The organism is Corallococcus sp. NCSPR001, from assembly GCF_017309135.1.
In the GTDB taxonomy this organism is placed as follows: Bacteria; Myxococcota; Myxococcia; order Myxococcales; family Myxococcaceae; genus Corallococcus.
Window position 1 is genome coordinate 3,220,599 of record NZ_JAFIMS010000002.1, and the last position, 13,437, is coordinate 3,234,035.

Genomic DNA, 13,437 nt, shown 5'->3' on the forward strand with positions numbered 1-13,437 from the left:
GAGTCCTCCCTCGAGACGGGGAGGGCGGCCGGCGCCTCGCCGTTTCCGGGCTCGGTTAGAGTGGGCCCATGGAGATGGCGGAGTTCATCGAGACGCGGCGCCCGCGCTGGCAGCAACTGGAGTCGCTGCTGGACAAGTCCGAGGGCGAGGGGCTGCGCAAGCTGAGCCTGGACGAGGCCCGCTCGTTGGGGAAGCTGTACCGCGCCGTCTCCAGCGACCTGCTGTGGGTGCGCGCGCGCAGCGGCTCCGCGGACGTGAGCGCGTACCTCAACGACCTGGTGGGCCGCGCGTACGCGCTGACGTACCCGGGCAGCCGGCCCCGGTTCGCGGACGTGTGGGCGTTCGTGGCGCGCGGCTTCCCGGCGCTCCTGCACCACGAGTGGCGCATGTACGTGGCGTCGGTGCTGTTGTTCCTGGCGGGCGCGGGCTTCGGCTACGTGGGCATGGTGGTGGATCCGGACGCCGCGCACTACCTGGTGCCCGAGCAGCACCTGAGCATGGACCCCGTGAAGCGCGCCGCGGACGAGGCCGCGGGCAAGGGCATGACGGTGGAGGAGCAGGCCCAGTTCTCCTCGTTCCTCTTCACGCACAACATCCAGGTGGCGTTCCTGGCGTTCGCGCTGGGCATCACGCTGGGGCTGGGCACGGCGGTGATGCTGTTCACCAACGGCCTGTTCCTGGGGGCGCTCGCGCAGGTGTACGCGGCGAAGGGGATGGCCGGGTGGTTCTGGGCGTGGATATTGCCGCACGGCATCCCGGAGATTTCGGCCATCTGCATCGCGGGCGCGGCGGGGCTCGTCATCGCGCGGGGCATGGTGGCGCCGGGCGGGTTGTCTCGCGGGCAGGCGCTGCGCAAGGAGGCGGTGACGGCGGTGAAGCTGCTGTTCGGCACGCTGGTGCTGTTCGTGCTCGCGGGCTTCATCGAAGGCACCGTGTCGCAGATCCATCCGCCGAAGCTGTCGGTAGGCTTCAAGATTGGCTTCGCGCTCACGGTGGGGACGGGCGTCTACGCGTACCTGCTCTCGGACTGGATGCGCGGCCGGCGCGGGGATGCGCGGGCCACGGCGGAGCTGGCGGGATGAGCGGGCCGGACCTGGCCGTGCCTCCGTTGCCGCGCGAGCCGGAGGTGCTGATCGAGTGCCCGCGCTTCTCCATGGTGAAGCGGCGCGCGGATGGCTCGGTGGACTTCGTGTCGCCGCTGCCGTGCCCATACAACTACGGCTCCATCCCGGGCCTGCTGTCGGATGACGGGGACCCGCTGGACGCGGTGGTGCTGGGGCCTCGGTTGCAGCAGGGGCAGCGCGTGCGCGTGCCGGTGGTGGCCGTGCTGGGCTTCATCGACGCGGGGAAGGGTGACCCGAAGGTGGTGTGCGGAACGCACCCGATGACGCCCTCGGAGCGCGCGGGCCTGGAGCGCTTCTTCCGCGTCTATGCCCTGTTCAAGCGGGGCCTGCACCGCGTGCGCGGTGACGTGCCCGACACGCGCTTCGTGGGCTGGCTGCGCGAGGGCGCCTAGCCGAGGGCCTTGGTCATCTTCAGGACCCGGTTCCACCGGAGGCCCTGCTCGATGGGGCCCACCCATTGCTCCGGCTGGAAGCCCACGCGTGTCCAGAAGCGGCGGCCGACCTCGTTGTGCTCCACCACCGCCACGCGCAGCAGCCGGCCGCCGTTCGCGCGCGCGTGGTCCGCGTAGGCGTTCAGCACGGCCTCGCCCCGGCCGTGGCCCCGGGCCTCCGGCGCGAGGAGCAGCAGGCCGATGTACCACTCACCCCGCGCCGGAAAGTCACGCAGGGCTTCGAGCATCCCCGCGAGGCCGCCTTGCGCGTCGCGAAGCGCGAAGAGGTGTCCCTGCCCGGGAGCGAGGTTGGGGGGCCGCTCGCGGGGGATGTTCCGGGCCTGGTCCGGGAGCGCGGGACGGCCGTAGGCGATCTGGTGGTAGTCCTCGCAGCGGTCGAGGAGCGGTTGCAGGAGGTGCGTGTCGCTGTCGTCGACGGGGACCGCCGTGAAGTGCTCTGTCTGGAAAGCCATGGTGGGCTCCTACAGGACGCCGCGCGCTTTGATGTCGAGGTACCGGTTCACCGCCGCGAGGCTCAGTTCGTCCGGCGCGACGTCGAGCATCTGCACGCCGCCCCTGCTCACGCGCGCCTTGAGCACCTCGCGGTCCGTGAGCAGCTCCGAGGCCACCGCGTGCTGGAAGGCTTCCTCCGGACCTGAGGGCGGCGTGCGCAGCAGCTTCTGGAGCGCGGTGTCCTTCACGGACAGGCACAGCGGGACGTGGCGGCGGGCCAGCCGGTGCAGCGGGGCCACCAGCGTTCCGGCCTGCTCCTCGTCGAGGAAGTCCGTGAAGACGCACAGCAGGCTGCGCCGGTTGAGGCGCACGTTCAGCTCCTTGAAGAGCGCCAGGTAGTCCACGTACGTGAGGCTGGGCGTCGCGGAGTAGAGCGTGTCCACCAGCTTGCGGTACTGGCCCCGGCCCGCCGCGGGCGGCAGGTAGGCCTTCACTCCGTCCGCGAAGAGCGCCAGGCCCACGCGGTCCCCGTTGCGGATGGCCACGAAGGCGAGGAACAGCGCCGCGTTCACCGCGTGATCCAACTTCGTGAGGCCGTCCACCTGGGCCGCCATGGAGCGCCCCGCGTCCACGCAGATGATCAGCGCCTGCGAGCGCTCCGACTCCAGCACCCGCGTCACCGGCCTGCCCCGGCGCGCGGTGGCCTTCCAGTCCACGTCGCGCACGCTGTCGCCCTGGGCGTAGTCGCGCAGGCGCGCGAACTCGCTGCCCTGGCCGTCGCGCCGCAGCTGCCGCAGCCCCAGGTTCACCAGGTCCAGCGCCGCGCCGGACAACAGCAGCCTGCGGGCTCCTCGCAGGTCCGGGTACACCGACACGGAGCGCTCGGCGGGGAAGGTGCGCTCGTGCGAGACGAGCCCCAGCGGACCGCGAACTCGCACGTGCACGGCGCCGAAGCTGAACTTGCCGCGCTTCGCGGGCGTGGCCCGGTACACCCACTGCGTCTGGCTGTCCGGCGTGAGGCGCAGCGTGGCCTCCGAGGGCTCCGTTGTGAACGACGGCGGCGCGTCGTCCTTCACGCGCACCTCCACCGTGCCTCCGCCCCGGTGCACCAGTCGCAGCTCCACGCGATTGGCCACGCCCACGTTGAGGCGCTCCGGCAGCAGGCGCTCCACCTCCAGGCGCACGCGGCGGGCCTGGAGGAAGTCGAACGCGGCCAGCGCCACGGCCAGCGCGTCCAGCGCCAGCACCGCGCCTCCCAGACCCGGGAAGAAGCCCGCCAGCGCCATGGGCAGCGCGAGCAGGGCCAGCAGCCCCCACAGGCGCTCGGAGGGAATCACCGGGGGACCTCGACGCCCTGGACCACCTCGCGCAGCACGTCCGCGGCCGTGGCCCCGTCCAGCTCCGCGTCCGGCGACAGGAGCAGGCGGTGCCGCAGCACCGGGCCCACCAGGAAGCGCACGTCGTCCGGCGTCACGAAGTCGCGGCCCCTGAGCGCCGCCAGCGCCTTCGACGCGAGCAGCAGGTGCACGCCCGCGCGCGGCCCCGCGCCCAGACGGATGTTGGGCGAGCTTCGCGTCGCGGCCACCAGCTTGCGGATGTACCCGAGGACCGGCGGCTCCACGTTCACCGTGTTGAGCGCCACGCGCGCCTGGAGCAGGTCGTCCTTCGTCACCGCCGCGTTCACGCCCGCGCGCGCCAGGTCGCCCGCGTCGAAGCCCCGGTGCACGGACTCGAGGATGGCGTCCTCCTCCTCCGGCGCGGGGTAGCCCACGTCGATCTTCAGGAGGAAGCGGTCCAGCTGCGCCTCGGGGAGCGGGTACGTGCCCTCCGACTCCACGGGGTTCTGCGTGGCGAACACCGTGAACATGGGCGACAGCTGGAGGTTCTTGCCCTCCAGCGACACGGCGCGCTCCTGCATGGCCTCCAGCAGCGCGGACTGCGTCTTCGCCGGGGCGCGGTTGATTTCGTCCGCCAGCAGCAGGTCCGTGAAGATGGGGCCTCGCGCGAGCACGAAGGCCTGGGACTTCAGGTCGAAGACGCTGGTGCCCAGGATGTCCGCGGGCATCAGGTCCGGTGTGAACTGGATGCGCTTGAAGTCCGCGCCCACGCTGCGCGACAGCGCCTTGGCCATCAGCGTCTTGGCCACGCCGGGCACGCCCTCCAGGAGGATGTGTCCGCCGGCCACGAGCCCGCAGAGCATCAGCTCCAGCGGTTCGTCCTGCCCGACCACGGCCTTGCGCACCTCCGCGAGGACGCCCTCGCGGATGGCGTTCGCGGACCGCACGGCGTTGCCGGTGTCCGGGAAGGGAGGAGGGGAGAAGGGCGCGTTCATGGGGTTCCGGGGCGGGGCCGGCCGGTGCCGGCGGGGTGGATGCGCTCGCGCACGTGCGCGGCGGAAGTGGCGAGGGCCTGCATGTCGGCGTCCGTCTGGACGGTCTCGGACCTGCGGGTTACGTCGAGCAGCCCGTCCGCCAGGTCCTGGCGTCCGCGCGTGCGCAGACCTTCCGCGACGGCGGCGGCGGTGGCGTGCGAAGGCAGGCCCGCGAGCGGCGCCAGTTGCTGCGTGAGGCCGCGCGAGATGAGCCCCGCCGCGAAGCCGTGGTGCCGGCCCTCGCGGTACAGGCGGCTCATGGCGAAGAGGGCGTCCGTGGCGCCCACGCGCATGGACTCCGGCGGAGGGAGCGGACGGCCGAAGCGCTTCAGCGCGCCCGCCCACAGCACGACGCCCAGGAGCAGCTGCGCGACGGCGAAGTGCAGGCCGTAGCGGCGCGCGAAGTCCACGAGCGAGCGCTCGTTGGTGAAGCCGTGGTGGAACTCGTCGAAGGCGAAGGGGCCGGGGCCCAGGGCCTCCAGCGCGCTCAGCCAGAACTGCGCGTTGTCCGCCCTCGCGAGCGCCGGGTTCATCGCGAGCTCGGGGGCGCCCACCACCAGCACCCGGCCCTGGCCCGCTTGAATCACCGCCGCCACCGGGAAGCCCATGCGTTCATCTTCCAGCACCGTGACGGCGCCCTCCGGCAGCCGGAGGTAGGCCTGGACCTTCGCCTCCACGCGCTCCACGCCCAGCGTGTACGGCGTGGGCAGCGGCGGCACCAGCGTGCGCATGGGCAGCGTCACGTCCGCCTTGTCCAGCTTCACGCCCAGCGCATCCAGGAGCGCGTTCTCCCGCGAGCCCCAGGGCACGTACACGAGCGAGGCGCCAGCGCGGACATGCGACAGCACGCGCTCCACCTCTTCGTCGTCCAGTTGCTGCGCGCGCAGGGCGTTGAAGCCCGTGTGCGGCGCCTCCTCGTCGTCCACGCCCGCGTCCGGATCCGAGGCGAGCCGCGTCTGATCCGGATCCTCCTCGTGCGAGTCCTGGACCTCCACGGCGAGCAGCACCAGCGCCTCCTTGCCGGTGAGCAGGCGCAGGTCCGCCATGTTGCGCGTCACCGGCAGGCCGCTCTCCTGCGCGAGCAGGTACAGGACGCGCGCGCCGTCCGGCTCCGCGCGGAAGGTGGACAGCGGATCCGCGAAGCCGCCGCGCTGGGCGCCGCGCACCAGGAACGTCCCGAGCACGCCCGCGAGCAGCAGGCTCCCCAGCACGAGCAGCGGGAAACGGTCACGCACCGGCGGCCTCCTGCGCGGGAGGCGCGGCGAGCAGCGGGGCGGTGATGGCGCGGAACTCGGTGTAGCCGTCCGCGCTGACGGGCACGTTGCCGTACCACGCGAAGTCGAAGCGGCGCGTCAGCTCGCGGAACGGGGCCTTCACTTCAGGGCGGCCCCGGAACGCGCGCAGGTAGTCCCAGTTGGACAGCGTCTCGTCGTAGTGGATGGCGCCGTCGCGGTGCAGGCGTGACAGGAGCGCGAGGTACAGGTTGCGCACCGCCTCGCGGTACTCGCCCTTCGCGGCCAGCGCGTCGGCCAGGTGCGCCCAGCCTTCCGGCGGACGCGACAGCGCGTGGTCCGGATTGCCCGCGAGCGCCGCGGCGTCCACGGTGCTCACCTCCAGTGCCGGACCGGAGTCCCCGCGCTTGCGCCGCAGCACGCTGACGAGCACCACGCCCAGCACCGCCAGCGTCAGCGCGACCAGCATCACGACGAGGACATTCGCCGCCGCGCCGCCGCTCACGGGAAGTGCCGTCTCCCGCGACTGGGGCCGCGGGTTGTTGCGCTTGAAGAAGTCCCGGAGCCATTCGCCCAGCTTGTCGATGAAGCGTCGCCACCAGCTCGATTCCGGAGGCGGGACCTCTTCCTCCTTTGGCTCGCCGGGGGCCTTCTCCGGGCGCTCCTGGAACTCCGGCCGCGCGAGGATGGCCCGCGCCCGGTCCGTGGCCGCACGGGCGTCCGCGCGCGCCTGCGCCTCGGCCGTGGCCGTCACCTGCGCGAGCCCATTCTCCAGCGTCACCGCCGCCGTCTCGCAGTCCTCGTCGTCGAAGGCCTGCTGCTCCAGGCGGCGCACGAAGCGCTCGAGCTTGACCGTCTCCCGCGCGTTCAGCGCATCGAAGTCCCGGAGCGCCGTGCCCTCCACCTGCTCCGGCAGCTCGCACTCCGTCGCGACCTTCTCCAGCCGCTCGCGCAGCGCCTGGCGTTCCACGGGCGCGGCGGCTTCCACCGGTGCGGGCGCCGCGAGGAGGAGGCCCGTGGCCAGCAACAACGCCGCGGCCACGCCCTTCGACGCGAGCCCCCCGCGCTGCGTGCTCCGCTCCGGGAGCTGCTGCACGGCGGCCAGCAGGTCCAGACCCTCCTGCCGCACGCGCCCGTCCACCAGCAGCAGCGTGGCGGTCGCCGCGCGCAGGGGCTCGAAGAGGGCGAACGTCGTCGCGGCGAGGAACACGAGCCACGGCGGGTTGTCCAACGACGCGAACCGCTCCGCGAACGTCAGGTCGACGCCCACCAGCTTCCGCCCGAGGTACAAGAGGAAGTTGAGCCCCACGTGCAGGTTGAGGAACACCAGCACCTGCACGCCCATCAACCAGCGCACCGCGGTGGCCGTGCCTCGAGACGGACCCAAGAGCCGTGAGCCCACCGCGTACAGCTTCAGCGGGCTGCCCCGGCCCTGCATCGTCGCCGCGTAGCCCACGCCCTGCGCGGAGAGGAGGAACAGCGCGATGCCCAGCGAGAACGTCAACGTCAGCACGTTGAAGAGCGCCAGGTACGCCACGGCGATGAACAGGCTGGGCAGCTTCTCCAGCGCCGCGCGCAGGGATTGGCGCACGGAGGGCTCCGCCTTCGCGCCCAGCAGCAGCTCCTGCACGTAGTGGCACGCCGCGCCCTGTCCCACGCCCCGCAGGAACCACGCGAGCGTCACATACAGCGCGGGCAGGGTGGGGGAGCGGCCGTGGTCCACGGCGTCCAAGAGGTGCAGCAGCGCGGCCACCACCGCCGCGCCACCCGGCAGCGTGAGCGCCCACACGCCCGCGTCGCGCGCGCACAGGCGCAGCGCCGCGTCCATCAAGGCCACCGGACCCCGGGGGCGCAGTTCCAATGCGGAGACGGCCATCGCGTCAGCCCACCGCGTGCGCCGCCAACAGGACGCCGCCCCACACGAGCACGACGCCCAGGAGCGCCAGCACCACGTGCGCCACGCTCCACTCGCGCCGGGGCGGCGGCCCCTCCAGCGCCTGGCGGCGCTTCTCGAGGCAACTGGCGCAGCGGTTGATGCCCTCGAACTGCGTGGTGCACTCGCGGCAGATGACGCGCCGGCACTCCACGCAGACGCCCAGGCCCGCGCGGTCCGGGTGGTAGTGGCAGCGGCCCGAGCCCTGAATCATGCGCTCACCTTACGCAATCCAGGGCTCGCCACACCACCCCCGCGCGGGCGGGTGCGGCCTACATCTCGTCGAAGAACTCGTCGTTGTAGGTGTACCGGCCGAGCCGTTTGACGAGCGCCTCCATGGCCTCCACCGGCTTCACGGCGAAGAGCATCTGCCGCAGCTTCTTCACCTTCTCGTACTCGCGCAGGGTGAAGAGCTTCTCCTCCTTGCGCGTGCCGGACTGGGCGATGTTGATGGCCGGGAAGACGCGCTTCTCCGCGAGCAGGCGGTCCAGGGTCACTTCGGAGTTACCCGTGCCCTTGAACTCCTCGAAAATCACCTCGTCCATGCGGCTGCCGGTGTCGATGAGCGCCGTGCCGATGATGGTGAGCGAGCCCGCTTCTTCCGTGGCGCGCGCGGCGCCGAAGATGCGCTTGGGGCGCTCCAGGGCGCGGCTGTCCACGCCGCCCGTCATGGTGCGGCCGGAGCTGTCGACCTCCTTGTTGTAGGCGCGCGCCAGGCGGGTGATGGAGTCCAGGAGGATGACCACGTCCTTGCCGGATTCCACCAGCCGGCGGGCGCGCTCCAGCGCGAGCTCCGCGACCTTGAGGTGGTCGCCCGTGGGCCGGTCGGAGCTGGAGGCGATGACCTCCGCCTTGATGCTCCGGCGCATGTCCGTCACTTCTTCCGGGCGCTCGTCGATGAGCACCACCATGACGTGGCACTCCGGGTGGTTCTGGATGATGGCCTGCGCGATGCGCTGGAGCATGATCGTCTTGCCCGTCTTGGGCGGGGCGACGATGAGCGCGCGCTGACCCTTGCCGATGGGCGCGATGAGGTCCAGCACGCGCGTGACCATCTCCTTGTGGCCGTTCTCCAGCTTCAGCCGCTCGGTGGGGTCCACGGAGGTGAGGTCCGCGAAGTGCGGCAGCCGGGGCGCGCCGTCCAGCGGGCGGCCGTCCACCGTGTCCACCTTCTGGATGACGCCCTTGTGGCCGCGCATCTGCGCGAACGCGGTGAGGTACTGGCCCTGCCGCAGGCGCAGCTTCTGCACCAGGTTCTTCGGCAGCTCCGGGTCGTCCGGCGACGCCAGCAGGTTGCGCTTCACCTGACGCAGGAACGCGTTGGGGCCCTTGGCCTCCGTGTCCAGCACGCCCTCCACGGGCGCCAGGTTCTGCTGCGGCGCGCCCTGGGCGTGGCCGCCGCGCTGCTGCTGCTGACGCGGGTGCTCGTGCCGCTGCGGCTGCGGCTGCGGCCCGCCGTCCTGCGGGCGGTTCTCCTGGCCCTGCGGCTGGCCGCCGCCCTGGGGCTGCTGCTGTTGCTGCTGCGCCTGACGCTGGCGGTACTGCTCCAGCTCCTGCGGCGTCAGGAAGACCTGGACCTGCTGCCCGTCCGGGCCCGCCGTCATGCGGTAGGCCTGGCCTTCCGGGGTGAAGTGCACCTGCGCGCCACGACGACGACGGCGGCGGCGGCGGCGGCGGCCGCCCTGGCCGGGGGCTCCGGGGGCTCCGTTCTGGGCAGCGCCACCCGCGGAGGCATCACCCTCGTCGGGGCCCTCGTCGCCCTCGTCGTCACCGCCGTCGTCGTCCGCCTCGGGGGGCGGGGGAGGACGGGCGGCCGCGGGCGGCGGCGGCGGGTTGCGGGTCTCGGGGTTGTCGGAATTCTCGCTCATGGGGCTCCACGCGTGACGGCCCTTTGAGGTCGGCGGCCGTGAGCGGGCCCGCCGGGGACGTCAGGAAGCAGGTTTTGGGACAGGAAGCCGGACGCGGGGCCTGCGAGAAGGCCGAAACCGCCGGTTCCTGAAACCCCCCGACGGCCCTAGCGCCGGCCGGGAGGCACTCACCACCCTAACAGAGCGCCCGGATGGGGCGCCCGGATTTTCGCCGCCCGTGTGCGTGGGTTGTCCACCGGGCGACCTCCTGGGGGCCCTTCAGCGGATGCGCACGCGGAAGGGCATCATGGCCTTCAGGCCGGGGCGCAGGAGCTCGGGCGAACCCAGCCCCACCTCCCGGGCGAGCACGGACAGGGCCTCCGGCGGGCGCGCGGGCAGCGCGGGCAGCAGCACCCCCGCCAGCGCGTGCACGCCGGGCTCTCCGCCCAGCCCGGAGAGGAAGCCGCGCGCGTCCCCCATGACGTCCAGGTCCAGCTCCTCCGAAGGGGCCACCTTCGCGCGCTTGCGCGCGGACGCCACGGCCTCCGGCATGCCGCCCAGCCCGTCCACCAGCCCCCGGGCGAGCGCGTCCTTGCCGCTCCACACCCGGCCGCGTGCCACGGCGTCCACCTTCGCCTTGTCCATCTTCCGGTTGCGGGCGACCTCCGTGATGAACGTGTCGTAGGAGTCGTCCACCCAGGTCTGCACCGCGGCCAGCTGCTCGGGCGTCCACGGCTTCCACCACTCCAGCAGGTCCGCCATGTCGCCGCGCTTGAGCGTCTCCTGGTTCACCCCCAGCTTCATGCCCAGGCCCTCCAGCGCGGGCTTCGGGTAGAAGACGCCGATGCTGCCCGTCAGCGTGGTGGGCTCCGCCAGGACTTCATCCGCGGCCACCGCCGCGTAGTAGCCGCCGGACGCCGCCGCGTCGCCCATGGAGGCGATGACGGGCTTGTGCTTCTTCGCCTCCAGCACCGCGCGGTACATCAGGTCGGACGCCAGCACGTCGCCGCCGCCGGAGTCCACGCGCAGGATGATGGCCACCACGGACGGGTCGTCCTGCGCCTCCTGCAGCGCGCGCACCACCGTCTCCGCGCCCGCCAGTTGCGCGAAGCCCAGCGGGTCCTCGCGACTGCGGCCTCCGGTGATGTCACCGAGCACCGGCACCACCGCGATGCGGCGGCGCAGGCCCCAGCGGTCCTCGCGCTCGTCGCGCGGCGAGTAGGCCGGGTGGAAGCGCATGCCCGGGAACCACTCCGCCACGCGCGCGTCCAGCTCCGTCGCGGACACCACTCCGTCCAGCAGGCCCGCCGCCTGCGCCCGCTTGGAGGACAGGATGCCCTGGGCCCACGCGGCGCGCAGCCGCTCCGGAGGCAGCTTGCGACCGGCCTCCACGGCCTTCTCGTAGTGGGTCACCTGGGAGTCCAGGTACGCGTCCAGCGTCTCGCGCTCCGCGGGGCTCATGTCGGAGCGGGTGAACTGCTCCATGGCCGTCTTGTACTCACCCACGCGCGCCACGTCCCACGTCACGCCCAGCTTCTCCATGGTGCCGCCCAGCGACGTCACCGTGGCGGACAGGCCGTTGATGGGCAGCGACGCCTCCGTCAGCGCGTAGACGCTGTCCGCCGCGGACGCCACCAGGTAGCTGCGGTCATCCCCGGACAGCATCACCACCACGACCTTCTTGCCCGACTCGCGCAGCTTGAGCAGCGACTGGCGCAGCTCCTCCGCCGTGCCCCAGCCCACGCCGGGCAGGCCCTCCATCTTCACCACCACGCCCTTGAGCCGCTCGTCGCGCGTGGCCAGGTCCAGGAACTTCATCAGGCGCAGGTACGGATCCACTTCACTCACGCCCAGGATGGCCAGCGCGGGGCTCACGCCGCCCGCGAGCATGTCGTCCAAATCCAGCAGCGCCACCACGCCGCCGCCGCCGTGCACGGAGCGGTAGCGCTCCGAGGACAGGCGCACCTGCAGCACGTGGTCCAGGCCTTCGCCCGCGCCGCCCGCCGCGTACGTCAGGCCCGCGTGGCCCAGGTCCACCGTGGCCGAGAACTGGAGCGCCAGGGGGATGCCGCTGACGAAGCCGTGGGACAGGCCGCCGCCCAGCCTCAGGCCGCGCACCACCTCCGCCTGGAGCGTGTACGTGGCCAGGCCCTCCCGGAAGCCTCCTTCCGCGAAGAGCCAGTCCACGCCCAGCGTGTAGCGCTCACCCAAGGGGCGCAGGCCCAGGCCGAAGTTGTAGCGGCGCGACAGCTTGAGGCCGTCCTGCTCCGGCGCGTTGATGTCCCTGGCCACCGCGGCCAGCGACAGGAAGCGGAACGGGCGGGCGGTGAGGCCCACGTCCCAGCTCGTCAGCCCGCTGATGCGGGAGTCATCCGAGCTGCTGAAGTCGTGCAGCGCGGCGCCCAACTGCAGCGTGCGGGGCCCCAGCGACAGGCCGAAGGACGTCCTGCGGTAGTCCGGCGTGTTCTCGCCGCGGATCCACTCCAGGGAGAAGCCCGCGCCCAGGCCCAACAGGCGCGTGCCCAGGAACACGGCGTCGCCCACGGAGTCGGACTGGAGGTTGCGTTCGTGGAGGTAGAAGAGCTGCCCCGCGTCCTGGAAGCCCAGGCCGGCGGGGTTGAGGGACAGGGCGGGCGCTTCGTCAATGAGCGCCGCGTTGGTGGGGGGCAGGGTGACGCCCAGGGGCGGGACGGGGGTGCTGTCGACGGCGCCCGTCTGGGCAAGCGCGAGGCTGGGGAGGAGGGCGAGCAGCGGCAGGTGGCGCATACGGCCCGGGACTCTAGGTGCGAGCCGTCCCGGGACAAGCGCCGCGTGTCACCAGTCCTCGGTACCCGACACGTCGTCCAGCGGATCATCCCCGGAGTGCTTCTTGACGGACTGTCGGGAGTTGCCACCCCGGTCCTCCGAACCCCAGTCCTCCGAGCCGCTGCGGTTGTCCAGCGGGTCCCGCTTGCGCTGGACCTGTTCGCCCTCGCTGTTGATGAGCTGGTTGACGATGCGCTCCATCTCCGACTTGAGCTGGCCGTACTCGTCGCCCTGGAGCACCAGCTTGCGCGAGCCCAGGCGCTTGCCGCTCTTCACGTCGAAGAGGCCCACGGAGAGCTCCGTGCCCCGCTCCGGGATGACGCGCACGGTGCCCACCATGGCCCGGTCCAGGCTCAGCGACTTGCCCAGCGAGACGACGGCGTTGGCCGGCTTGTCGCTGCCGCGCGACACGTCCGGAATCACCTTGTCCAGCTGCGCGTCGTAGGACTTGTAGGTGGCCGTGGGCACCAGCGAGGCGACGACGTCCACGTCGTCCGGCGTCACCTCGGCGATCTGCCCGAACTGGCGGAAGCCCGGCCGCTCCATGCGCACCAGGTGCTTGCCCACCGGCAGCGTGGGCAGCGTCAGCGGCGTGTAGCCCACCGGCTCGCCGTCCACGTACACGCGGGCGCCCGCGGGCCGGGACTTGAAGGTGGCGCTGCCACGCAGCTGCGAGGGACGGCTCGTCGCCACCTGGACGCGCAGGCTGATGAACTCCCGGCTGAAGCGCTTGGGGTTCAATTCGAACGTGGGGTTGAGCGCCATCAGGTCGATGAGCAGCAGCTTCGCCTCCTCCACGTCGCCGCGAAGCTGGAGAATGGCGCCGTGCAGCGCGATCGCGTCGCACAGCGGGAAGCAGGACGTCATCGCCGCGACGGAGCCGTCCAGCTCCTTGAGGGTGGCGCGCACCTTGCGCTCCGCGTCCTCGTACTCGCGCGCCTCGAAGGCCTTGACGCTCTCCTCGTAGCCCTTCTTCGCGCGCTGGAAGGACGCCTGCGCGGCCGGGTCGTCCGGCAGACCGAAGAGGTCGCGCGGCTTTCGCACGGAGTAGCTGGCGAAGTTGCCGAGCGCGTCGTTCATGTAGCTCTCCATCTGCACCCCCGAGGACTCGGACGACGGGTCCATGGGGATGAGCAGCGCGGAGATGCGGCCCGGTTGGGACGACGAGGCGGACAGCGCCAGGGCGGGCAGCAGCACGAGCGCGAGCGGAAGGGCTTTCATGAGGAGTCCTGTGCGCTTGA

11 protein-coding genes are annotated in these 13,437 nt (G+C 72.1%); 2 read left to right on the top strand and 9 right to left on the bottom strand.

The window, feature by feature from the left end:
* The first annotated feature begins 68 nt into the window (after positions 1-68).
* Positions 69-1,082 (top strand): stage II sporulation protein M, encoded by a 1,014-nt coding sequence (locus JYJ93_RS15230; protein WP_206791798.1) that lies wholly within the window; start codon positions 69-71, stop codon positions 1,080-1,082.
* Positions 1,079-1,516 carry an inorganic diphosphatase gene (locus tag JYJ93_RS15235; protein WP_206791800.1) on the top strand — a complete coding sequence of 146 codons (438 nt, stop codon included), beginning with the start codon at positions 1,079-1,081 and terminating at the stop codon, positions 1,514-1,516. The genes JYJ93_RS15230 and JYJ93_RS15235 overlap by 4 nt, the downstream gene beginning before the upstream one ends.
* Here the strand turns inward: JYJ93_RS15235 and JYJ93_RS15240 are convergent.
* From JYJ93_RS15240 to JYJ93_RS15280, 9 genes are all read right to left on the bottom strand, one after another.
* Complete coding sequence (locus tag JYJ93_RS15240; RefSeq protein WP_206791803.1) at positions 1,513-2,028, bottom strand: GNAT family N-acetyltransferase; 516 nt, start codon at positions 2,026-2,028, stop codon at positions 1,513-1,515. The genes JYJ93_RS15235 and JYJ93_RS15240 overlap by 4 nt on opposite strands.
* 9 nt (positions 2,029-2,037) lie before the next feature.
* Positions 2,038-3,345, bottom strand: a complete 1,308-nt coding sequence (locus JYJ93_RS15245; protein WP_206791805.1) for a DUF58 domain-containing protein — start codon at positions 3,343-3,345, stop codon at positions 2,038-2,040.
* Positions 3,342-4,340 carry a MoxR family ATPase gene (locus tag JYJ93_RS15250; RefSeq protein WP_206791807.1) on the bottom strand — a complete coding sequence of 333 codons (999 nt, stop codon included), beginning with the start codon at positions 4,338-4,340 and terminating at the stop codon, positions 3,342-3,344. Before JYJ93_RS15250 ends, JYJ93_RS15245 begins: the two co-directional genes overlap by 4 nt.
* Entirely contained in the window at positions 4,337-5,614 is a 1,278-nt protein-coding gene (locus JYJ93_RS15255; RefSeq protein ID WP_206791810.1) for a DUF4350 domain-containing protein, read from the bottom strand. Before JYJ93_RS15255 ends, JYJ93_RS15250 begins: the two co-directional genes overlap by 4 nt.
* Positions 5,607-7,487 (bottom strand): DUF4129 domain-containing protein, encoded by a 1,881-nt coding sequence (locus JYJ93_RS15260; RefSeq protein ID WP_206791811.1) that lies wholly within the window; start codon positions 7,485-7,487, stop codon positions 5,607-5,609. Before JYJ93_RS15260 ends, JYJ93_RS15255 begins: the two co-directional genes overlap by 8 nt.
* A 4-nt stretch (positions 7,488-7,491) precedes the next feature.
* Complete coding sequence (locus JYJ93_RS15265; protein WP_206791814.1) at positions 7,492-7,758, bottom strand: hypothetical protein; 267 nt, start codon at positions 7,756-7,758, stop codon at positions 7,492-7,494.
* 58 nt (positions 7,759-7,816) lie between these two features.
* Positions 7,817-9,412, bottom strand: coding sequence for a transcription termination factor Rho (gene rho, locus JYJ93_RS15270; protein ID WP_206791815.1), 1,596 nt, complete (start codon positions 9,410-9,412; stop codon positions 7,817-7,819).
* A gap of 258 nt (positions 9,413-9,670) precedes the next feature.
* Positions 9,671-12,157: a signal peptide peptidase SppA gene (gene sppA / locus JYJ93_RS15275; protein ID WP_206791824.1), complete on the bottom strand. Its 2,487-nt coding sequence runs from the start codon at positions 12,155-12,157 to the stop codon at positions 9,671-9,673.
* Between the two features lie 48 nt (positions 12,158-12,205).
* A complete protein-coding gene (locus tag JYJ93_RS15280; protein WP_206791826.1) occupies positions 12,206-13,417 on the bottom strand; it encodes a PEGA domain-containing protein in 1,212 nt (403 codons plus the stop codon).
* Positions 13,418-13,437 lie beyond the last annotated feature (20 nt).

Bases quoted from the DNA above. Each gene is read 5' to 3' on its own strand.
- JYJ93_RS15230 (WP_206791798.1), top strand. From the start codon at position 69: ATGGAGATGGCGGAGTTCATCGAGACGCGGCGCCCGCGCTGGCAGCAA.
- JYJ93_RS15235 (WP_206791800.1), top strand. From the start codon at position 1,079: ATGAGCGGGCCGGACCTGGCCGTGCCTCCGTTGCCGCGCGAGCCGGAG.
- JYJ93_RS15240 (WP_206791803.1), bottom strand. From the start codon at position 2,028: ATGGCTTTCCAGACAGAGCACTTCACGGCGGTCCCCGTCGACGACAGC.
- JYJ93_RS15250 (WP_206791807.1), bottom strand. From the start codon at position 4,340: ATGAACGCGCCCTTCTCCCCTCCTCCCTTCCCGGACACCGGCAACGCC.
- JYJ93_RS15260 (WP_206791811.1), bottom strand. From the start codon at position 7,487: ATGGCCGTCTCCGCATTGGAACTGCGCCCCCGGGGTCCGGTGGCCTTG.
- JYJ93_RS15265 (WP_206791814.1), bottom strand. From the start codon at position 7,758: ATGATTCAGGGCTCGGGCCGCTGCCACTACCACCCGGACCGCGCGGGC.
- rho (WP_206791815.1), bottom strand. From the start codon at position 9,412: ATGAGCGAGAATTCCGACAACCCCGAGACCCGCAACCCGCCGCCGCCG.
- sppA (WP_206791824.1), bottom strand. From the start codon at position 12,157: ATGCGCCACCTGCCGCTGCTCGCCCTCCTCCCCAGCCTCGCGCTTGCC.
- JYJ93_RS15280 (WP_206791826.1), bottom strand. From the start codon at position 13,417: ATGAAAGCCCTTCCGCTCGCGCTCGTGCTGCTGCCCGCCCTGGCGCTG.